This window comes from Pseudobacter ginsenosidimutans (assembly GCF_007970185.1).
GTDB classification, from domain to species: domain Bacteria; phylum Bacteroidota; class Bacteroidia; order Chitinophagales; family Chitinophagaceae; genus Pseudobacter; species Pseudobacter ginsenosidimutans.
In genome coordinates, this window is record NZ_CP042431.1 from 1,791,218 (window position 1) to 1,814,649 (window position 23,432).

Here is a 23,432-nt window from a genome sequence, read left to right on the forward strand (position 1 = left end):
TATTAACAATGAAGAAGAGCATTTTCGGTTGTTTATTACTGTTGTTGCTGGTAAGCTCCGGCGTTTTTGCACAGGAAAAATATCAGAAACCTGTATTGGAGCAGAAAGGTTCCTGGAGCCTGATCATGGTGCCGGATCTGCAGAACTATGTGAAATGGCAAAGGAACCAGCCATTGATAGACCTGATGATGGCCTGGATAGTGGATAATATCGATACGCTCAATATCAAGTTTGTGGTGCAGGTAGGCGACCTGGTGGAGAATGATGGAAAGATCACCAATGATTATGATGGCGATATCACTTCCAAAGGCCAGTGGGACTATGTAGCCAAAGCCTTCAGCAAACTGGATGGCAAGGTACCTTACATCGCTGCCACCGGCAATCACGATTATAGTATTGACAGGCTGGGAAACCGAACCTCTTTATACAGCCAATTCTTCTTTACTGAAAAGAATTTTCTCAATCAGAAATATCTCGTTCAAAATACAAGAAATGAACAGGGGCAGCCAACCCTCGAAAACTCTGCCTACGAGTTGAAAGGATTGAATGGAAAGGATTATCTCTTCATTACAGCAGAGTACGCGCCAAGAGATACAGTGCTTACATGGGTAAAAAATGTCGCTGCGCTTCCGCAATACAAAAATCACAAAGTGATCCTCGCTACACATGAATTCCTGAATGCAAAGGACCAGCGCACAACAGGTAAACCACAATGGATCTGGTGGGAGCCATATAATGTCGACAATATGATCCAGAAGGGGCCACGCATCCCGCTTCCCAACGCCAACAACGGTCAGCAGATCTGGGAGAAAACGGTGCAGCCATCTTCCAATATCGAAATGGTATTGTGCGGCCATATCTCCGGTGAAGGTTACAGAAAGGACAAGAATGCTGCGGGCAAAAATGTTCACCAGATCTTATTCGATGCACAATCAATGGGCGGCGGCCACCGAGAAGGTAATGGCGGCGACGGCTGGTTGCGCATCATTGAATTCTTCCCCGACGGAAAAACTGTAAAAGTTAAAACATTTTCTCCCTTGTTCGGCATCTCGCCAACAAGCAGACCCAATGCCTGGAAGAAAGATAACAGGAACGAGTACTCGTTTACGCTCGACTAGTTCAACATAGAAACCAAATACGATTGCTGCATGAGAAACGAAACCATTACTAACAAATTCGGCATCCCGCCATCACTCTTATCCGGCTACCTGGGCATCCTGTTGTTCATGATGGGAGACGGAATGGAAACGGGATGGCTGAGCCCTTATCTTTTGGAACGTGGCCTGAGCATTCAGCAGAATGCCACGCTGTTCACTGCTTACGGAGTTACCATTGCCATTGCTTCCTGGTTCTCGGGTGTGATGGCGGAATCTTTTACGCCAAAAAAAGCGATGCTGATCGGACTGCTGATTTATCTGGCAGGCACAGCCGGATTCATTGGCATCGGACTGGATAAACTGGATATGCCTGTGATGCTGATCACTTACGCATTGCGCGGATTCGGTTATCCATTATTCGCTTATTCCTTTTTAGTATGGGTGTCTTACGTGACGCCTCCGAATATGCTGGGACGTGCCGTTGGTTGGTTCTGGTTTGTGTTCACCGGTGGATTGAATGTGCTTGGCGCCTTCTATTCCAGCTGGGCCATCCGAGAGCTCGGACATATCCCTGCTTTGTGGAGCGCCGTATTCTGGGTATTGCTCGGAGCACTGTTTGCACTGGTGCTGAACAAAGCGCCATTCAAAAGAAATGAAGATGCAAAACAGAACAAATGGAAAGAATTGATGAAGGGTCTGACCATTGTTCGAACCGAACCTAAAGTAGCACTGGGTGGAGTTGTGCGCGTGATCAATACAACAGCTCAGTTTGCTTTTCCTGTTTTCCTTCCAACTTATATGGAGGCGCATGGATTCAGCACAACGCAATGGTTGTATATCTGGGGCACCATCTTCACCAGCAATATCGCTTTCAACCTGATCTTCGGTTTTGTGGGGGACAGGCTCGGCTGGAGACAAACCATTGCCTGGTTCGGTGGAGTGGGATGTGGCATCACTACATTATTGCTCTTCTACATCCCTCACTACACAGGCGGGAATTATTGGCTGGTAATGCTGGCCGGTATCGCCTGGGGAGCTTGCCTGGCGGGCTATGTACCGCTTTCTGCATTGGTTCCATCGCTGGTGAAAAAAGATAAAGGAGCCGCAATGGCCATCCTCAACCTGGGAGCAGGGCTGCCTGTTTTTGTTGGACCGGCAATCGTTGGTCTTTTTATCGGAAGCCTCGGTGCAGAAGGGATCATCTGGATCCTGGCCGTACTTTATTTCATCAGCGCAGTCTTGACAAGGTTCATCACTTTGCCTGATACGGATACTGATCACAAAAGCAAATTACAGGTTGCAGAGTCTTCAGTATTGCCATCATGATCTATGAAAAATTGTTAAACATTAATGAGACATATGAGAGTATTGATTACAGCGCCCTATCATGAGAAAGGTTTGTTTGATGTAAAGCAGGACCTGGGAGAAGTAATTTATCGTCCATGGAAGGAGAACGGACGGGCTTATAATGAAGATGAGCTGATTGCGCTTTTGTACGAAACTGAAGCCGAAGCACTCATCACTGAGCACGATCATGTAACTGAGAAAGTGATCAACGCCAATGCACACCTGCAATTCATTGGTGTGTGCAGGGGCACGCCTTCCAATGTTGCTGTTGCAACCGCCACCAAACATGGCATTCCTGTTTTCTATACACCCGCCCGTAATGCACAGGCAGTAGCAGAAATGTTCATTGCCAATGTGATCACCTTTATGCGAAAAACATTGCCGGCAATCGACTGGCTGCGGGGACGCAACTGGAGCGCAGGTGCGCATACCTCTTACCTGCAATTCAAGGGAAATGAGTTGGCAGGGAAAAAAGTAGGTATGGTTGGGTTTGGCGCTATTGGTCAGTTGATCGCCAGAATGATCGAGAACTATCCCTGCTCTATCGCATACTACGATCCATATGTGAATGCATCGTCATTCCCCTCTTACCAGCAACTTAGTTTGGAAGAACTGTTCTCCACCTGTGATATCGTATCCATTCACTTACCGGTAACGGCAGATACAAAAGGAATGATCAATGCACGACTGTTTGAATTGATGCGGCCCGATGCCATTTTCGTGAATACAGCAAGGGCGGTGGTTGTGAACAGGAATGATATGTACAGCGCTTTATCGCAAAACAAGATCAAAGGCGCCATCCTTGATGTGTTCGATAACGAGCCTCCGGATGAATTGGATTATAAGATCATCGATCTGCCGAATGTATTGCCTACACCGCATATTGCCGGCGCTACGCATGAAGTGGAAGATCATCACGTGCGCATTCTCAATGAGGTGCTGGTGGAATGGTTTGTTCATGGAAAGCATAGTGCAGAGCGTCTGGCCAATAAGGAAATATTATCATCGTATATTCAACGATAAAAAAATTGAAAGATGAAACAACAGGATGCATACCTGGTGCTTGATATCGGTACTGGCAATGTGCGATCTGCTATCGTAACGCCGTCAGGTAAAATACTGGGAGTAGCGAGAGCCGATATCCGATATTATCGCGATGAGCTTTACCCCGATTCCATTTATTTCAAGCCTGAAGAGCTCCGGGAACAACTCAAGCAACTGACTGCACATGCATTGCAGCAGGCTGGCGGCGTGAATATTACAGCCGCTACCACCACCAGCCAACGGGAAGGGATTGTGTTGGTGGATAAATCCGGCAAAGCCGTGATAGGTCTGCCAAACATTGATCATCGTGGCCGCGAATGGGAAAATCATTTTCCGGACAAGAGCAGGATCTATCAATTGACTGGCCGTTATCCTACTTCCTTATTCTCTTCCTACAAACTGGTAGGGATACAAAAAAAGAGAAAAGAGATCTGGAATGAGTTGAACTTCTTTCTCAGCATCAGCGATTGGGCCGCCTGGGAATTGAGTGGAATAGCAGTATACGAGCATTCGCAGGCATCTGAAACTTTGTTGTATGATGTAGCTGCGGGTAAATGGAGCGAAGAACTCTGCAGCATGTTTGGCATTGCCCAGGAGTTGTTACCGCCACTTTCTCAATCAGGTTCATTGATTGGAAAAGTGAAAAAAGAGATTGCTGAAGGCTGGGGAGTCAACGCACTCGCTGAGGTTGTTACCGGCGGTGGCGATACGCAGATGGCGATCAAAAGCACAGAGCCCTCTGTTGGCGATGTGGTGATCGTTTCTGGGACCACTACACCGGTGGTAAAACTCGAAGGATCTTATATCACTGATACAAAAGAAAGAACCTGGACCAGCAGGGATATCGTAAAAGACAGGTTTGTATTTGAAGCCAATGCCGGCGTTACCGGTTTGAACTATCAGCGTCTCAAGGAAGTATTCTATCCGAACGAAGGCTATGATGTGATAGAGCGGGAACTGACAGAAACGGCCAGTAAAAAATGTGTGGCGAGCCTGGGCTCGCTGATTGCGGGCGAAACAAAGCCGGTGACCTGGGGAGGGTTCGTGTTTCCGGTTCCGGTTTCGCATGAGCTGAGCCGTGGGAGTTTCGTTTGGGCTACACTGATGGATATTGCATTTTCCATTGCAGAGAATTATAAAGTACTGGCAGAAGTATCTGGTCATGATGCCGGGTATATCTGGGCCTGTGGCGGCGGATTACAGAGCCGGACCCTGCGCAAACTGATTGCCGTTATCACCGGGAATGAAGTAAGGGTGAAAGCCGGATTTGAGCAGGCGTCCGTTATTGGCGCCGCTATCCTTTGTAATGAAGCAAACGGAGTTGTTGTAGAAAGAGAAGAAGCAAAACAAGAAAGCTCGGTGGCTGCTGGATGGGATAAAGGCGAGATAGAAAAATATTATGAACAATGGAAAGCAACAAGAGAGCAGTTCAGGGCTGTCAGCTAAATTGATGTGAACATGAGTGAAGCATATTTTATTGGGATCGATATTGGCACCCAGGGTGCAAGAGTAGTGATGCTGGATGAAACCGGCCGGCAGTTGGGAGCGAAAGAAGAAGTGTTCCCATTGACAGAAGATTCACGCGAAGAACAATCGCCTGAACTTTGGTGGGAATGCTGTTGCAGATTGATCCCTGCTTTGGTTAAAGAAGTAAAGGACCAGGCTCCAATGGAAAAGATAAAAGCTGTTGCCGTTACTTCTACTTCCGGCACCATCATTCCATTAGACCAGGATTTCAATCCTTTACACAATGCGATCATGTACAGCGATCCGCGTTCTGCTCAGCAGGCATCATTCTGTAAAGCAATAGCAGAAAAAAATGTACAGGAAGGATATACGGCATTCAATGCATCCAGCGGATTACCCAAGATGCGTTGGTTCCTGGAAACATGCCCGGAAAAAACAGAACAACTGTACAAATTCATACATGCATCGGATTTCATCACCGGAAGATTATCCGGTCAGTATGATATAACCGATTATACCAATGCTATGAAATCAGGCTATGATCTTCATAAGGATCAATGGCCGGGCTATATCGCAGAGCAGATCGGTATTCGCCGCGAGTGGTTGCAGGAAGTGAAACCTTCCGGAGAGCCGATCGGAGTCATCCGGAAAGAACTGGCCAAACAATTTGGACTTCCGGAGACTCTTATTGTAACAACTGGCATGACTGACGGCTGTGCCTCACAGGTAGCATCAGGTGCAGTTAGCCCGGGCCAGTGGAATACCACTATCGGCACTACACTGGTGATCAAGGGCGTTACCAAACAATCTGTGAATGATCCGTCGGGAGCCATTTACAATCATCGTCACCCTGCCGGTTACTGGATGCCTGGCGGCGCCAGCAATACCGGCGCTGATTGGGTAAGTAAATTATTTGGCGGCCAGGATTTGCAGAACTTAGGCAAAGAGGCAGCGTTAAGATTGCCTGCTGCTTCATTGGCCTGGCCTTTATTACAGAAAGGTGAAAGGTTTCCGTTTGTTTCGCCACAGGCTGTTGGCTTCTGGCCTGAAGGAGATGAAGTGGAGAAGTTCACTGCATGCATGGAAGGTGTGGCGTTCATAGAGCGGTTCGCTTATGAAAGGATTGCATTATTGTCAGGCGAAAAAATAGAAAAAGTATTCTCTGCCGGAGGCGGCAGTAACAGTGATACCTGGTTGCTGATCAGGAGCAGTGTACTGAAGGTACCTGTCTGCAAAATGAAGAATGTATCAGGTGCGGCAGGCGCAGCTATCCTGGCTGCATCACGAAGTTATTATGATGGGCTGCAATCCGCTGCTGCCGCGATGGTTACTCCGGAATTGACTGTACAGCCATCACCTGAGTTAGTAAACGCCTACGATCAGAAATACAAATTGTTTATTGAAGAATTACAAGCAAGAAAAATATTGAACTGAACATGCTGAAGATCTTCTTACTCAGACACGGTGAAACAACCTACAATGCAGATAATAACCGCTATTGCGGAAGAACAGATATCCCGCTCACGGAAAAGGGAGTAAAGCAGGCGGAAGAAGTGAAAAGGCAACTGGAAGGGATCGAATTTACCGCAGTATATTCTTCGCCTCTCCAACGCGCATATACAACCGCAAAGATAGCTTCCGGCAAAGATCCTATAAAAGATGAACGACTGATCGAAGCAGACTTCGGTACCTGGGAAGCAAAAACAAAAGAAGAGTTCATTGCGGAGAATGAATCGTTGTGGCTGGACTGGATGCACAATCCGGCAATCTATCGCGCAGGCGGAACGGGAGAAACAGGAGCTGAGATCGTAGCCAGGGTAGATGATTTCTTTCAATCACTACAACAAACCTATTCAGAAGGGAATATCATGGTAGTGGCGCATAATGGCATCAACCGATTATTCATGGCGCATAAATTAGGTATGCCTTTAAAGAACTACCGGCAGTTGGTGCAGCAAAACTCATCTATCACCTGCTTCACACTTGATAAGAACGGAACGCTTACGCTGGAATTACTCAATTCAAAACTTCGGTAAATGAAAACATTCTTGTTGGGAATTGTTGCTTCAATGGCCGCACTGTTAATGGCTTCAACCGGTTCTGCCCAGTTGAAAACGATAAAAGTGAAAACGCCTGCTGACCTCCATGGATTTTTCCATTATTCGGGAAAAGAAAAAAAGATCATCAGCGGGCACAGAGGAAGTTACCTGACCGGTTATCCTGAAAATGCGATCGAGACTTTCGAGTACGTGTTGAAGCATACCCCGGCCTTTTTTGAAATAGACCCGCGCCTGACCAAAGACAGTGTGATCGTGTTGTTGCATGATGCCACTTTAGACAGGACCACCACCGGAAAAGGAAAACTTGCAGATTACACCTGGGAAGAAGTAAAACAATTACGGTTAAAAGATAAAGATGGAAATGTAACACCATACCGTATCCCAACACTGCAGGAGGCAATCGACTGGGCCCGTGGAAAAACCATTCTCAATCTGGATAAGAAAGATGTACCAATGCAAATGACAGCGGATATCATTCGGAAAAATAATGCAGGCAGCTTTGTGATGGTGACCGTACACAATGCCAAACAGGCGAAATTTTATTTTGATGATGATAACCAGCGGATGATGTCTGCTTTTGTAAAAACAGAAGACGCTCTAAAAGAATATGAAGCTGTTGGCCTGCCCTGGAAGAATATGATCGCATACATAGGTTCAGAGAATAAACCAGCCAATAAGACCATGTTTGATCTGCTGCATGCACGCGGTGTGATGTGCATGATCTCAGCAGCGCCGGTATATGATAAGTTGGAAACTAAGGAAGAACGTGCCGCGGCATTTCGGGATATTTTCAAACAAGGTGCAGATATTCTGGAATCTGATCTGCCGGTTGAAGTAGCGGAGGCTGTAAAAAGTAAACGTTGATGATTTCAATTTAAGAAAATCCGGAAGCGACTGAATGGTCGCTTTTTTTATGCGCGTTATTTATTCCTCTCCCTGGTTTTCATTTATGTTCAGAACAAGTGTATTATTACTAAAATTGGAGTAGTTTTCCGGCGTTTCCCTAATTTCACTTTTTTACTAACTGATTTTTAAAACGACTTGTCGGTAAATTATTCAAATATAGAACAGGAACTGCTTAATCGAATCGCAGAGGGAGATGAGGCAGCTTTCAAGGAGCTTTATGACAGAAGCTGGAACCGTTTATATGCATTTGCTATTTCCTGGCTTAAATCCGGAATATTGGCGGAAGATGTTGTGCAGGACATTTTCCTGAAGCTATGGATCAGGCGGGCTGAATTGAGCGCCATTAAGAATGCCGACAATTATCTCTTTATTCTCTGCCGGAATGCCGTCCTCAACTTGATGGAAAAAAATGCCGTTCGCCAAAAGAGTGGCAATGAAATTGCTTCTGCGCTTGAATCTCCTTTGTTACCGGATGCTGTATTGCAATTGAAGGAATTGAAAACAACCATCAATCAGCTGGTAGAGAAATTGCCCACCCAACAGCGGCTGGTATATAAAATGAGCCGGGAAGAGGGCCTTACCCATGATGAAATAGCCCAGCGCCTGGGAATCTTAAAGGAAACGGTTAAAAATCACATGGTGCGGGCCTTGAATACCCTCCGGAAAAATGCTGACCCGGGTAACACGCTGGCGCTGCTGTTTTTTTGGATGCTGGAATTGACCTTAAAAAAATAATTCACGGCGCTGTACCTGTTTGATATGTTGCCTGTCTTTACTTATACAGTATGCAATCAACCGATCTAAACATATTAATTGAGCAGTACCTTACTCAGGAGCAAAGCCCGGAAACACAGGAGCAATTGCTGCTGGCGATTCTTTCCCCGCAGTATCGTGGAAAACTTGAGCTGCTGATGCAGCAACAGTATGATCAGGATGCGTTCACTGATGCAGAGGATATCAATTTAAGGGAAAAAATTTTTGAGGCCATTTGGACAACGCAGCAGTCTGTTGTTTCTCCGTCTCCTGGTAACCTCTCAGTTGATGTTTCTTCTCCTGTTCGCCGTATTCATTTCCCGCGTACCGGCTTTTTCCGATATGCAGCCGCTATTATACTGGCAATTGGTCTGGCGGTACTTGCTTATCTTTTGACTACTCACAAAGAGCCTGAACAAACGCTTGCAGGCAGCGACCACCATATACAAACGGATATAGCTCCTGGTGGCAACCGGGCAATTCTTACACTAGCTGACGGCAGTAAAATAATTCTCGACAGCGCTGCTGATGGAAAGCTCGCCAGTCAGGGGGAGTGCAGGTAATTAAACTGACCAATGGTCAGATTGCTTATGACCAGCGAGGTCTCGCCGCAAAAGAAGCGATGTGGAATACGATCAATACGCCAAGAGGAGGACAATACCGCGTAACGCTTCCCGATGGTACAAAGGTTTGGTTGAATGCAGCCTCGTCCCTTACATTTCCTGCAGCCTTTACCGGCAACAAGCGGGAAGTAAAGATCGATGGAGAAGTCTATTTCGAAGTGTCTCCCAACAAAGAGAAGCCTTTCATGGTAAATGTGAATGGAGGATCATCTGTTGAAGTGCTGGGAACAAGTTTCAACGTGAACGCCTATCGGGATGAAGAGAACATCAATACAACTTTACTGGATGGCGCGGTAGCCGTTTCATTGCCTGGCGCAATGAAACAACAGAATAACGCAAACATACAAACCCGCGTTGTATTGAAACCCGGTCAACAGGCGCGGATGGCTTCTACAATTACACAAAAATCTTCTTCCGGAATAATGATCATTGATGCAGATACAGACAAGGTTGTTGCCTGGAAGAACGGAGCCTTCAATTTTAAAGATGCCAGTCTGGAAGAAGTTATGCGTCAACTGGCACGATGGTACGATTTGGAAATTGTATATCCACAAGGTGTTCCTGATATAAAGTTCGGCGGCAAAATGAGCCGGAGCGTAACGCTCGCCAGTGTACTCCGGGCATTGAAAGATGCGAAGATCAATATTCAACTCTCAGGAGAAAGAAAACTTTTAGTATTGCCCTGAAAGATAAAAGTAGAAACCAGCCATTAGCATTAAACCTGTATCATCCTGCTGACAAAACGAAAGCCGGAAGTGGTGACACACTCCCGGCCGATAGTTAGGTTAGTTCATTCGCTGTGACGCTTATTTTTTAACCAAACCAATGCAAATTATGCAAAAAACTGCTAATTGCTGCAGGCATGATATCCCGTTGTCAAGCGGATCTTCACGCCAGCTAGCTTCCAAAACTTTCCGTATTATGAGACTGGTTTTCTTGTTTCAACTTGTTGCTTCACTCGCTGTCTCCGCGCGACCCCTGGCGCAAACAGTCACTTTCTCAGAGTCGAATGCATCCGCCATGCGGGTTATTGCCGCTATCGAAAAGCAAACGGATTACCTCGTTTTCTTTACACTCAATTTACTGGAGAATGCAAAGCCGGTATCGATTTCTGCGTACAAAATGCCACTGGTGGAATTCATGACTGCATTCGTAAAGGATCAGCCCTTCGGATTCAGGATCGATGGACGTACAATTTTTCTTACAGAAAAAATGGAAGAAGTATCGTCAGGATCTGTCAAACCCTACATACCACTTGCTGACCTGCTGGCGCCAAAACTGATCAAAGGCCGTGTTCGCTCACAGGAAGGCGCCTCCCTTCCAGGTGTAACCTTTTCAAAGAACAAATTACCGGTTGGCAGTTCGGGTACAGATGGTCGCTTCGAGCTCAATGTGGAGGAAGGCGACACCATTACTGTTACTGCTGTCGGATACTATGACCTCCAATTCAAAGTTACCTCCAATACCAGAAATGGCTTTCGTGCTGTTCAGTTGAATACCGCAGCCAGGTTGAAGGATCAAAAGGATGAAGCACAGGCAACCGGTTCATATATTCAAAACGTGAATGATGAAATAATTGTAGTGATGGTCCCTAGCTTTTCTTCGCTGAATGAAGTAGTGGTGAATACAGGCTACCAGGCGCTTCCCAAAGAGCGAGCCACCGGAAGTTTTGTGTTTGTTGGGAAAGAACAACTGAACAGTAGGACCGATGCCCGGCTCATGGACAGGCTGGTGGGATATGTTCCCGGCTTGCAGTTGAATCGTCGTCTTAACTCCGAAACAAGAGACAAGAACCAATATAACATCAGGGGACTGAATACTTTCATGTCTGCGCTCAATGGCCCATTAATCATTGTTAACGGTTTCCCGTATGACGGTGATATCGACCTGATCAATCCCATGGATGTTGAATCTGTTACCTTACTCAAAGATGCAGCTGCGGCGTCTATCTGGGGCGCAAGGGCCGCCAATGGCGTAATTGTGATAGAACTGAAAAAGAATAATACCAAATCACCGCTCCAATTGAGCTTTAGCGCCAATGTGAATATTTCAGAGAAGAAAGACGTCAAGTACAGGAAGGAAATGAACTCTTCAGATTTCATAGACCTGGAATTGGAAATGTTTGATAAAGGATATTACGATTCCGACCTTTCTGGTTTGTCCTCACGCCTCAGGGTGACTTCCCCGCTGGTGAATATGCTGGACGATCACAGGAAAGGCCTCGTAAGCGATCAGCAATTGAATGATCAGATAGCAAAATGGAGAAATACCGATTACCGCGATGAATATACCCGCCTCTTCCTGCAAAATCCTGTTCGCCAGAATTACAATCTGGGAATCAGTGGTGGAAGCAACGTGATGAGCTACCTCGTTTCAGGTTCCTATGACAGGGCACTGACCGATAATAAAGGGAATTATGAGAACAGGTACACGCTTCGGACAGTTACCGAGATCAAGCCTGTAAAAAACCTCTCGATAGAGGTTGGGTTATTGTATATCAACAATCTTTCAGAGAACGGCTCCTCTTTCGCTTCCACCTTTATGCCGGTTGGCGGCAAAAATGCTTTATACCCCTACGCTGAATTCCAGGGTTCTGACGGGGAAGCGCTCGCCATTCCCTTTTCATTCAATAAAAAGTTCATCGATACAGCAGGAGGCGGAAGACTGTTGGATTATTCCTATAGACCATTGGATGAAATAGGCTTGAACTCAATCAAGACCAAATCGGAGAATATCAACCTCACTGCCCGCATCAAATATAATTTCAAGCCCGGGCTTTCTGCAGAAATAAGATATGGAATAGACAAGCAGTCCACCTCTATTGAAACCATCAATGATGAGAAAAGCTATTACATGAGAGAAATGATCAACAGATGGACGCAGATCGATGGAGACCGTACTACTTATATTTTACCGAAAGGATCGAGGATTTCAGTACAAGACCAGAACGCGTTCAAGCACCAGTTCAGAGGACAATTGAGCTACAATAACAAATGGAATGGTCTGCATGAAGTTACTGCTTTCGTTGCTTCGGAAATTTCACAGAACAAAGGATCGGGAGCAACCTATTCTGCCTATGGTTATGACAGGGAATATAAAACCTTTACAAATGTAGATTATACAACCGCTTACCCTACGTTTGGAGGAATATATGGTAAATTCAAGATACCCGGTTTACAAAGTTTTAGCGGTAATAATAACAGAATGGTTTCCTTTCTCGGGAATGCTGCCTATACTTACGATGGTAAATATGTTTTCACGATTTCCGGAAGGAGAGATGCATCCAATGTATTGGGCGTTAAAACGAACGAAAAGTGGAAACCTCTATGGTCTTCGGGCCTTGCCTGGCAAATACATAAAGAAAAATTTTTCAATGCCGGCTGGGTCAATCTCCTGAAAGCACGAATTACATACGGTCATAGCGGAAATATTTTCCCGGGGAATGGCTATTATCCCATCATCAGCATTTTAAATGGCGCCTATTTTACCAATTATCCTTATGCCAACATTTCGACGCCGCCCAATCCCGAAATGAAATGGGAAGATACCAGGATGATCAATTATGGATTGGATTTCGCCCTGTTCAATAGCCGCCTCTCCGGCTCCATAGAATATTACGATAAGAAAAGTACCGATCTGATTGCTTTAAGTCAGTTGGACCCCAGCTCAGGACTGACGTCAATGAACAAAAATGTGGGTATACTCACAGGCAGCGGATGGGATATCATATTGAATTCAGTCAATATTCAGACAAAGGATTTTTCCTGGACAACAGCTTTCTCTCTATCCTATACAAAGAATCTTGTAAAGAAATTTTATGGAAGAACCTCCAACGGTTACAACCTGATCAATGGAGGGGAGAGTGCTAATATCATAGAGGGGTACCAGATGTACACGGTATTCAGTTTCAAATCAGCCGGTCTTGATCCTCTGACAGGCGATCCCAGAGGCTACGACCGCCAAACGGGAGAGATTAGTAAGAATTATGCAGAATTATTCAAAGACTCGGTGAAGGACCTGGTGGTGAATGGTCCTGGCATGCCGCCTTTTACCGGATTCCTGCGCAATGCTTTCAGGTATAAGAATTTTGATTTGTCGTTTAACCTGATGTATAAGTTCGGCGCCTGGTTTAAAGAAGAAATGTACAGGGGGTATGCTTTCGAAAATTGGGTGCATTTAGGAAATTATGAAGGCAGATGGCAGAAGCCCGGCGACGAAAAACACACTTATATTCCTTCCACCGTTTATCCGCTCAATAATAACAGAACAAGTTTTGCTGCATATACCACCGATTTCGTTCATAAAGCTGATTTTATTCGCTTATCAGATATCCGGATAGGATACAGTTTTGCCATAAAGACGGCCGCAAAGCCGGTGAGCCTGAATGTATTTGCAGGAGCGAGGGACCTGGGATTAATATGGAAAGCGAATAAAGTTGGTGTTGACCCTGATAATCTCTATTACAGAGCGGTGAGTTCAGCGAATATTGGATGTAACGTTACTTTCTAATTTTAAGAAGATCGATCATGAAATTGAGAATGATAAAATCATTATGTATGGCATCGCTGGCTACAGCCTTGTTTACTTTGCCATCCTGCCAGAAGTTTCTCGACAGCAAGCCCAGTTCTTCACAGGTAATACCTTCAAAGCTCAAAGACCTGAGAGCTATGATGGATAATAACGGCAAGATCAATAATCAGGGGGCAACGAGTGTGCTGGAACATTACAGCGATTATTTCAAAATGGATAAAGAGGATTTGGACAAGCTCACCTATACAACAAAGGAGTTTTACACTTTCGGCCAGGACTATTATACTGAACAATTTTTCCTGAACGGATGGACCTATAGTTTCACACCTGTTTATTATGCCAATACCGTATTGGACCTCTTGCCAAAAGTGAAGAACGATGATCCGGTTGAATGGAGAAGAATAAAAGGTGCGGCCCTTTTCGTAAGAGCCAACGCTTTTTTTCATTTATTGAAATGTTTTTCTCCCATATATATCAAGGGTGATGAAGCGGCCAATAAGAAACCTGGCATACCCCTCAGACTTGACCCGGATGTAAATGCGATCTCGAAAAGGTCTACTGTGAAAGAGGCATACGAACAGGTTGTTGCTGACCTTAAAGAAGCGATACAGCTCCTGCCTCCCAAGGAACAATATAACACAAGGCCGGATAAAGCCAGCGCATATGGTTCCCTTTCCCGTGTTTACCTGGTAATGCAGGAATTTGAACTGGCCGGAAAATATGCTGACTCATCGTTAAAGATCGACCACTCCCTGTTTGATTTCAACGAGCTGGATCTGAATGCGCAGCTGCCATTCGAAAACTACAATAAAGAAACTTTGTATTACTCCACAAGCACTTCTACAGACCTCTTCTACCCCACCAGGAATGGTTATATCGATAACAACCTGGTAGCCTCGTATGATGAGAACGATCTCAGGAAAGCTGCATTTTTCTTAATCGATAACAAAGGGCATTCACAATTCAAAGGAAGTTATACAGGGTCCTCCAGCGGGAGTTTTATGATCGGTGTTTGCGTGGATGAAATGTATTTGACATTGGCTGAATCACATGCAAGAGCCGGTAGAAAAGAGGATGCGATGACTGCGCTGAACACCCTGCTGGAAACCAGGTGGCGTACCGGGACCTTTGTTCCTCTTACTGCTGCAAATGCGCAGGATGCCCTCGAAATTGTACTGGCAGAACGAAAAAAATCCCTGATCTACAGGGGAGTCAGGGTGATGGACCAACGCAGGCTCAACCTGGAACCACAATTTGCAAAACCTGTAGTTCGTGTAATGGACCCCGGTGGAGAGAACCTGACCTATACACTTGCCCCCAATGATCTCCGGTATGTTTTCTTATTGCCACATGATGTAGTCCAGGTTACCGGAATGCCACAGCCCGAGCGGTAAATACAACAACATACACAGGGCATAGGATGCCCATCATAATCCATAGAAAATAATAGGCTATATATGGATTGGGCATCCTATGCCTGGTTGTGAAAACAAAACTCAACAGTTATGCGGTACTTTTTTGTGTCAATGTTTTTAGTGTGCATGCAAATTGCAATAGCTCAACCCGGTCAGTTGCCAGTTGATAAAAGTGTTTCCCAGGGCAGCTTAGCCAACGGATTCAATTATTTTATCAAGCCCTATAAAGGCGAGCCGGGAAGAGTTGCCATCTACCTCGTTTCCAAACTGGGCTCGATGGTGGAAACAAAAAACGAAAGTGGATACATGAGACTTTCAGCTCATCTTTCCCTGAACAACACCCAACACTTCAGCAAAGAAGATATTCAGTATCTATTTTTGAAAACCGGCTCTAAAGCCGATGGTTCTGATATTGTGTACAATGGTTACGATAAAACCATCTATAAGTTCCAGCTGGCCAGTTATACACCACTCGTGCGAAATACAATGGAGTGGTTGAGAGATGTGATCACTCCGTCAACGCCTGCAGCAAATTTGCTGCAGGCCCAACGCGACAGCACCATCAGGCTGATCAAAGAATCCACAACACTGTTCCCCCAACGTGTGATAGAACAATTAAGACCGATCCAACTGGGTTATTCAGAATTTGCTGAACATCCGCCGATTGGTAGCATGGCCGCTATGGAAAAATTGTCTGCTTCCGGATTGGAAATTTTTCAAAAAAAATGGCTGCGCCCCGATTTGCAGGCACTCATCATAGTTGGAGATATTGATGTAACAGAAATGAAAAAACAAATAGAAGCTGTTTTTTCTTCATTACCCGCAGCAGAAATTAATTCAGATAATACCAGTTTTTCCATAAATCTCAGTAAAACTCCCGGCTTTGTTGTAGTAACGGATACGGCAGTCCGGGAAACAACATTCACCCTGGCTGTACAATATCCGGAAACAGATGTGATCACTTCAGAGAGCCTGCGCAAAAAGTTTGTCCGGGATATATTTCAGCAGGCAATGAGCAATACCCTTACTACCCTTGCCACAAAGAACAAAGATATCAATGCTACTTTCCTGATCAGGAGAGCGGAACGCGGGCTCGACTTCGCCATGCTGAATATAGCAGCCAATGAAAATAATCTGGAAGATCATTTTCAAACTGTATACAAACAATTGGTGCAAATATCCCGCAATGGATTCCCGGACTCAGCCCTGGCTATCGCCAAAGCAAAAATGCTACAGGATGCAAACAAAATGTTTGCCGCCAGGGGCCGGCTCTATGCCCGCTATTATGCTGATCAGATCTGCAATAGATTTTTATACAAGATCCCCGACCTGCCTGTTGAATCGCTGTATGAGCAGCAACAACAACTAATTGCTTCCATCAATTCCAAAGACATCGGAAACTGTTTACAGGAATTCATTCATGGAGTGAAACACTGTTTTATTGTTGCTCCGCAACAGCACAGGAAGAAAATGCCGGCAAAATCAGATATCGATAACTGGATGGCAACAGCTTCAAAAAACAAATAACCATACATGTTATGATAAAGAAAAAGTATTTACTGATGATCGCCTGTTCATTGCTTTTCATTCAGCTACAGGCCCAGAGCGGATCCGTACCCTATAAAGTTCGTTACGGCACAAAAGACAGGGAGCTCCAGGACCTGATACAGCTGGAAAATATCGATTACCAGACGATCACATTTACCGGCAGTTCCCTGATTGGAAAACATTTCATTGTAACCGCGAAAGAGATCTGGAGTGGAGAAGTTACCACTACTTCAATTATCGCCAACTCCTTATCCCGGAAACCCATTGCAGACTCTGTTTTTGAAGTGCGAGTGATCTCGAAACTGGATGAGCAAAAAAATATCTCCATGCATTTTCATTTCCCCGATCTGATGGCGCGTAAGCAATTCAAGACCACGGGATCCGCCTTGTACAGCCTGCGGAATGTTTTGCTGGACAGCAAAAAGCCATTCGTAACAGGAAAGCGGCAATATTTCCTCGCCCATATACTTCCGATACCCGTACCTGGTTCACCGGACATGCTTTCCTATTGCAATGTGGACGACAGTGGAGAGGATGTGATGAACTGGGGAAAGAAACTGGGCATTCCACATTATATCGTTTTCGAGCTTGAAATTTTTTAACCGGCCATAAAAATTGTTTTGATGCAGCATCCAATTCTAAAGATTGAAAATTTATCGCATGCCTACTCTACCGCCTGGGCCATACGCGATATCAATATAGAAATAACGAAGAAAGGCATTTATGGTCTGCTTGGCTCCAATGGAGCCGGCAAATCAACAACCATGAATATCGTTTGCGGCGCTTTGAACCAGACCAAGGGGGAAGTATATATCCAGGGCGTCAATATCAGGAAGAATCCTATGGAGGCAAAAAGCCATATCGGTTTTCTTCCGCAATATGCTCCCCTGTACCTTGATCTTACTGTATCTGAATACCTGTTGTATACGGCAAGGCTGCGGGGGATCGATGGGAAGGCTGCCCATGAATCCGTTGATGAAGTAATGGAGAAGTGCGGAGTGGTGCATATGAAAGACCGCTTATTGAAAAATCTTTCCGGCGGATACCGTCAACGCGCAGGCATTGCACAATCGATCATTCATAAGCCAGCTCTCGTAATCCTCGATGAGCCTACCAATGGTCTCGATCCCGTTCAGATAGTTGAAGTGCGTAACCTGATCAAAGAAATTGCCGACGAACGGACCGTGATCCTTTCCTCACATATTTTATCAGAGATCCAATTGTTGTGTCAGGAGATCCTGATGATAGAGCAAGGTAAACTTGTGTTTTCCGATACGATGGATGCATTCAATAATTACGTGGCCCCGCAAAGTATGCTGGTGGAGTTCGAGAATGCGCCTTCTGCCGATGTACTGGCGGCAGTTAAAGGAGTGAACAGGGTAGAGAAATTGACGCCCCGCTCCTTCAGGATCTTTTATGATGGCAGCAAGTTGGTGAGTGAAACCATCATTACGGAAAGCGTCCGGAAAGAATGGAGGATGACGCAGCTTGCCATCGAAAAGAATTCAATCGATGAAATATTCAAACAATTAACCGGACACTCAGAAAAGAACTAATAATGAAACGCATATTATATGTAGCGAAGAATGAGCTGTATTCACTGTTCTATTCGCCTATCGCCTGGATATTGATGATCTTCTTCATGATTCTGACCAGCGCCGACTATATTGCCTCACTCGATGCCTACACCGGTATATACGAAAGAGGCGGCCCTGCTTTGATGGCATTACAGAATCTTACCGCTAAATTGCTTAGCTCCGGTAACGGTTTATTTGGCAGCGTTATCCGCAACCTGTATTTGTTCTTTCCATTGATCACGATGGGGCTGATCAGTCGTGAAGTGAATAATGGCACCATCAAGCTGCTGTATTCTTCCCCTGTCAGGATCAGGGAAATTGTTTTGGGTAAATACCTTGCCATATTATGCTTTACGCTTTGCCTGCTTTTTCTGGTGTGCCTGACCGTTATCAGTTTTGCTTTTAGTGTGGAGAATCCGGACTACGGAAATATTCTGGCTTCGCTTTTCGGATTGTTCCTGGTGTTGGCAACCTATGCCGCAATAGGCCTGTTCATTTCAGCTGTAACATCTTACCAGATCGTTGCAGCCATCATAACTTTTGGGGTTTTCGCCTTCCTGTCGAAAGTGGGAGAGCTCTGGCAGGATATCGATATCCTCAGGAATATCACCTACTATTTGAATTTCGGTGGAAAAGCAGGCCGCTTCCTGGTGGGGCTGATGAACCTGCGCGACTTTACCTATTTCCTCATTATTATAGTTAGCTTCCTCAGTTTTACCATCATCAAGATCAAGTCAGATACAGAATCCGTTTCCGGTTTCAGGAAAGCCATGCGTTATATTTCTGTAATAGCTATTGCATTTGTGGTGGGTTATATTACCAATAAGCCGCAGGTGAATATGTACTACGACGCCACCAGAGAAAAAATATTTACAATTCATCCCAACACACAGGAATTATTGAAGAAGATGGATGGGAAACTGGAGATAATATTGTACGGCAATTTACTGGGGCATTATTATCCTGTGCGACCTGCTGCACAATTATCAATTATCGCTATGTGGGAGCGGTATTTACGCTTCAAGCCCGATATCGATATCGATTTCAAATATTATTACAATCTCGACACTTCCAATTATCGGTTTAAGAATAAACCAGGCAGAACGCTTAAGCAAATTGCCGAAGAAGAAGCAAGGACATACAGAACCTCTTTAGCCCGCTTCATGAGTCCGGAAGAAGCAGGTAAGTTGGCAGATATTGTAGCAGAAGAGAACCGTTGCTTTTTCGTTCTTAAATATAATGGAAAGGAAACTATTGTAAGAACTTTCGATGATCCGGCATTCTGGCCGGGCGAAAGCGAAGTGGCTGCAGGCCTTAGTAGACTTGTAGCTGCAGACATGCCGAAAATCGGGTTCCTTTCAGATGAAATCGAACGCGGGCCTTTCTCGGATCGCCTAAGGGATTACAGGGTCATTGCCAATCAGCTTGGGAACAGGTACTCGTTGGTAAACCAGGGTTTCGATTTTGTAAATGTATCGCTGAAGAACAATGAAATTCCAACAGCACTTACCGCGCTTGTGATTGCAGATCCGCGCACGCCTTTCCCGGCAGAAAGCCTGGAGAAGATCAACAGGTATATCGATGAAGGCGGCAACCTCCTTATTGCCGGGGAGCCCGACAGGAAGGAGGTGATAAAACCTTTGTTCAACAAGCTGGGACTTACTTTTCGTGATGGTATGCTCATTCAGCCAACCGAAAAATATTCAAGTGATGTGGTATTCAGCTACATGACCGATACTGCTAAAAATTTCTCTCCGCAATTCAGGCGGCTCATGGATACAGACACCAAGTACAGGGGTGATTCCCTGCATCGCGTTGCGCTTGCAGGCGCTTCCGCCATAGAGTATACTGAACAATCCGGGTTTCATATAGACCCGCTGTTGATCACCGATAAGGATCTGAGCTGGAACCGGACTGCGCCCGTCAGCAATGACTCACTGCAATTGAATCTTACAAGAACTGCGGGTGATGAATCAGGAAGTTTCGTCACGGCAGTACGCATGAACAGAAAAGTAAATGGGAAAGACCAGCGCATCATCGTGAGTGGCGATGCTGATTACCTGGCTACGCCCCAATTGTCCGGAAGCAAACCTGCACGCTATAATTATCTCTATGGTACCTGGAGCTTCAGTTATTTCACGGAAGGTAAGTTTCCCGCGAACGTATATAGCGACGAAAGTATCGACAATAAATTCAAGATCACTGTTGATAGCATTCCTACGTTTAAGCTGATTTTTTATTGGATCATTCCCGCGATCATTGGTGTGATCTGTTCTGTGATCATCATCCGGCGCAAAAGAAAATAATACTATGAGCACATTCTTAAAAACAGATGAACAGACGATGAGTGATCTGGCTGTTTTCGCCAGGTCCGGTAAGGCTTCTATCTATGATCTGTATAATAAGACCATTACACAGGGGGCGGTGCTAAGTTGGACAGTATGTTCAGGCATCCCCTGTCTGATGAAAAGCTGATCAATGAAAAAGTGGAAATATTCAGGTTCTTCGGTTCACAGGAATTACATTTTCCTGTGGACTCGGAATCCATTGGCGGGATCGTTTATTATTTGCAGAATGAGGACGTGAGAAGCCAATTACAGCTTGGAGGACAATCTTTCGGGCAGCTGTTCAAAGACATAGTGGCTGCCGATTCATCGCAGGTTTTTGTGAATGATGGCGTGCAGGCGGTGTTACGGATGTTCTATAAACTGGGCCAGTTCACCAAACAATTAGCGCAGATAGTTAACGGTTCTGCTTATGCGCCCGCATTCAATAAACTGGAAGCAGCGATCAATGCAGCCGAATTTGCATTGGTCAGGCAGCACCTGAGTTCGAAATTTGAAATAAAACTGAATCAGGGCATACTGGCTGAATTGGATAAGCTCGTTCGTTTTGAACAGCGTGAAAAAATGCTTTCCATTCTTGATCTGCTATACGATCTCGATGTTTACATTTCTGTAGGACAGGTATCGCGTAAACGCGGATTCAATTTTGCGAAGGCAATGCCTAAGAACAGCGGCGTGCTTAATTATAAAAAAGTATATCACCCTCATGTGGAAGGGGCTGTTCCGAATGATATCTATTTGGATCGTGACAGCAATGTACTGTTCCTGACCGGGGCCAATATGGCGGGGAAATCGACACTGATGAAAAGTATCGGAGTGGCACTATACCTGGGACATATGGGCTTTCCTGTAGCCGCCGAAAATTTTGAGTTTGCAGTGCGCGACGGCATTTTTACCAGCATTAACCTGGCAGATAATTTAAGTATGGGCGCCAGTCATTATTACGCGGAGGTATTAAGGGTGAAGGAAGTGGCGTTGGAATTAAGTGAGGGCAAACAGTTATTTGTGATTTTCGATGAGATGTTCCGGGGCACCAATGTTAAAGATGCTTACGATGCCACGCTTGCCATCACCAGGTCTTTTTGTAAGAAAAGCGGTAGCCAGTTTATTATTTCCACCCATATTATGGAAGCAGGGGAATTGCTGCAGCAAGAAGCCTTATCGATAAAATACCAGTATCTGCCCACAGAAATGAAGGGGGCTGTGCCTGTGTACACCAGGGTATTGAAAGATGGGATCACTGCGGACAGGCAGGGCATGATCATTATTCAGAACGAAGGTATTCTTGAAATGCTGGATGCTGGTTTAAAAGAAAAGGAGGTTTAATTATGTCGTTTATAACAGATAAACAAACGCTGGCTGATTTGAACTTGCTGGGCAAATACAAGATTGGATCGATGTTCAATATTTTTAACAGGGTTAAGACAAGAGGAGGTGAATTGCTTTTGGAAGAGATGTTCAAGACTCCTTTGACCGATGCAGATGCAATCAATCATCGAACTAACTGTATCGCTTACCTGCAGCAGTTGAACCTGAAGCTGGAGATAGATCCTGAGCTTGCCGAAATGGCCTCGCAGTATCTCACCGAGCCCAGGCCCGGCAGCAGGGTATCCTGCGTGCTGGGCGCGTACAAAGGGAAGTTTCAGGAGATGATGTATAAGTCGCAAAAATATTATTTGCAGCAGCGGCGAATTTATGCAGTGCAGGAAGTGTTGGTATCGGCGAGTAAATTACTTGGCCAGCTGATCAGGAATGGCATACAGGACAATCCCTGTAAAGCGATGCAGGACAAGCTGGATAAGATCATCAATGCGCCGGCATTACGTCACTTGAAAGCGAAATATCCTTATACCGTTGGCCAGACCGCGGACTGCCAGTTCTTATTCCTGAATAAATTCCGGCAATCACTGGAAGAGTTATTACAGCTCTTGTATGAGTTTGATGTTTTCATTTCTGTGGCGCAGGTAGCGGCAGATAAAGGTTTTATTTATGCACAGGCGTTGGCCACGGATTCAAATGGTTTGATCAACGTTGACAATCTCCGGCATCCTTCTTTAAGCAATGCAAAAGGGAATACCATCACTTTAAGCAAGGAAGAAAACCTGCTTTTTCTGACCGGTGCTAATATGGCTGGTAAATCTACCTGGATGAAAACCCTGGGTGTGTCTTTTTACCTGGCGCATATGGGCTTTCCGGTTGCTGCAAACAAAATGAGTTTTATGGTAATGGAAGGCATATTCACCTCTATCAATGTGCCTGATGATCTCAGCCTGGGCTGGAGCCATTTTTATGCAGAAGTGATGCGTGTAAAAGAAGTGTCGAGACAGGTTAGTAATGGGAAAAAACTATTCATCCTGTTCGATGAGTTGTTTAAAGGCACCAATGTAAAGGATGCTTTTGATGCAACATTGGTGGTAACGCAGAAACTTGCCAGGTACAGATCCTGCATGTTCGTTATTTCAACTCATATTATTGAAGTGGGGGAAGCCCTGAAGGGAACGCTGAATATTCAATTCGGCTATATGCCAACGATCATGAAAGGCGCAGTGCCACATTATACCTATCAGTTGACTCAGGGCATAACAACCGACAGGCAGGGTATGATCATCCTGGAGAACGAAAAGATATTGGAATTGCTGGCATAAAAGAATTGATATGGAAAGATGAATACGGGTGGTTGCAAAAAGGTAACTGAGGTTCTGGTTGTTTCGAAACACTCG

Annotated in this window: 19 protein-coding genes; all 19 read left to right on the forward strand. The window is 45.2% G+C overall.

Features of this window, described 5'->3' with window-relative positions; genetic code table 11:
- Positions 1-8 precede the first annotated feature (8 nt).
- Entirely contained in the window at positions 9-1,118 is a 1,110-nt protein-coding gene (locus tag FSB84_RS07365; RefSeq protein ID WP_130542170.1) for a metallophosphoesterase, read from the forward strand.
- 30 nt (positions 1,119-1,148) lie between these two features.
- Positions 1,149-2,423 (forward strand): MFS transporter, encoded by a 1,275-nt coding sequence (locus FSB84_RS07370; protein ID WP_130542169.1) that lies wholly within the window; start codon positions 1,149-1,151, stop codon positions 2,421-2,423.
- 33 nt (positions 2,424-2,456) lie between these two features.
- Positions 2,457-3,467: a 2-hydroxyacid dehydrogenase gene (locus FSB84_RS07375; RefSeq protein ID WP_130542168.1), complete on the forward strand. Its 1,011-nt coding sequence runs from the start codon at positions 2,457-2,459 to the stop codon at positions 3,465-3,467.
- Positions 3,468-3,479: 12 nt separating this feature from the next.
- Entirely contained in the window at positions 3,480-4,934 is a 1,455-nt protein-coding gene (locus tag FSB84_RS07380) for an FGGY-family carbohydrate kinase (RefSeq protein WP_130542167.1), read from the forward strand.
- Between the two features lie 12 nt (positions 4,935-4,946).
- Entirely contained in the window at positions 4,947-6,389 is a 1,443-nt protein-coding gene (locus tag FSB84_RS07385) for an FGGY-family carbohydrate kinase (protein ID WP_130542166.1), read from the forward strand.
- A gap of 2 nt (positions 6,390-6,391) precedes the next feature.
- Positions 6,392-6,991 carry a histidine phosphatase family protein gene (locus tag FSB84_RS07390; protein ID WP_130542165.1) on the forward strand — a complete coding sequence of 200 codons (600 nt, stop codon included), beginning with the start codon at positions 6,392-6,394 and terminating at the stop codon, positions 6,989-6,991.
- Positions 6,992-7,879, forward strand: coding sequence for a glycerophosphodiester phosphodiesterase family protein (locus FSB84_RS07395; protein WP_130542164.1), 888 nt, complete (start codon positions 6,992-6,994; stop codon positions 7,877-7,879). It begins immediately after the preceding gene.
- Between the two features lie 177 nt (positions 7,880-8,056).
- Complete coding sequence (locus tag FSB84_RS07400; protein ID WP_130542163.1) at positions 8,057-8,656, forward strand: RNA polymerase sigma-70 factor; 600 nt, start codon at positions 8,057-8,059, stop codon at positions 8,654-8,656.
- A gap of 50 nt (positions 8,657-8,706) precedes the next feature.
- The gene (locus FSB84_RS07405) at positions 8,707-9,237 is read left to right on the forward strand and encodes a FecR family protein (RefSeq protein WP_147122080.1); all 531 of its coding nucleotides are present in this window, start codon (positions 8,707-8,709) and stop codon (positions 9,235-9,237) included.
- The gene (locus FSB84_RS07410; RefSeq protein WP_147122083.1) at positions 9,228-9,983 is read left to right on the forward strand and encodes a FecR family protein; all 756 of its coding nucleotides are present in this window, start codon (positions 9,228-9,230) and stop codon (positions 9,981-9,983) included. Before FSB84_RS07405 ends, FSB84_RS07410 begins: the two co-directional genes overlap by 10 nt.
- A 235-nt stretch (positions 9,984-10,218) precedes the next feature.
- Positions 10,219-13,806 carry a SusC/RagA family TonB-linked outer membrane protein gene (locus FSB84_RS07415; protein ID WP_158643806.1) on the forward strand — a complete coding sequence of 1,196 codons (3,588 nt, stop codon included), beginning with the start codon at positions 10,219-10,221 and terminating at the stop codon, positions 13,804-13,806.
- 47 nt (positions 13,807-13,853) lie between these two features.
- Positions 13,854-15,221, forward strand: coding sequence for a RagB/SusD family nutrient uptake outer membrane protein (locus FSB84_RS07420; RefSeq protein ID WP_158643807.1), 1,368 nt, complete (start codon positions 13,854-13,856; stop codon positions 15,219-15,221).
- Between the two features lie 147 nt (positions 15,222-15,368).
- Positions 15,369-16,769 (forward strand): M16 family metallopeptidase, encoded by a 1,401-nt coding sequence (locus FSB84_RS07425; RefSeq protein ID WP_158643808.1) that lies wholly within the window; start codon positions 15,369-15,371, stop codon positions 16,767-16,769.
- Between the two features lie 11 nt (positions 16,770-16,780).
- Positions 16,781-17,392 (forward strand): hypothetical protein, encoded by a 612-nt coding sequence (locus tag FSB84_RS07430; RefSeq protein WP_130542158.1) that lies wholly within the window; start codon positions 16,781-16,783, stop codon positions 17,390-17,392.
- A gap of 21 nt (positions 17,393-17,413) precedes the next feature.
- Positions 17,414-18,346, forward strand: a complete 933-nt coding sequence (locus FSB84_RS07435; RefSeq protein WP_130542157.1) for an ABC transporter ATP-binding protein — start codon at positions 17,414-17,416, stop codon at positions 18,344-18,346.
- 2 nt (positions 18,347-18,348) lie between these two features.
- The gene (locus FSB84_RS07440) at positions 18,349-20,673 is read left to right on the forward strand and encodes a Gldg family protein (protein ID WP_130542156.1); all 2,325 of its coding nucleotides are present in this window, start codon (positions 18,349-18,351) and stop codon (positions 20,671-20,673) included.
- A gap of 4 nt (positions 20,674-20,677) precedes the next feature.
- Entirely contained in the window at positions 20,678-20,842 is a 165-nt protein-coding gene (locus FSB84_RS30640; protein ID WP_158643809.1) for a hypothetical protein, read from the forward strand.
- The gene (locus FSB84_RS07445) at positions 20,809-22,038 is read left to right on the forward strand and encodes a MutS-related protein (RefSeq protein WP_147122085.1); all 1,230 of its coding nucleotides are present in this window, start codon (positions 20,809-20,811) and stop codon (positions 22,036-22,038) included. Before FSB84_RS30640 ends, FSB84_RS07445 begins: the two co-directional genes overlap by 34 nt.
- A 2-nt stretch (positions 22,039-22,040) precedes the next feature.
- A complete protein-coding gene (locus tag FSB84_RS07450) occupies positions 22,041-23,357 on the forward strand; it encodes a MutS-related protein (RefSeq protein ID WP_130542154.1) in 1,317 nt (438 codons plus the stop codon).
- Positions 23,358-23,432: the final 75 nt, after the last annotated feature.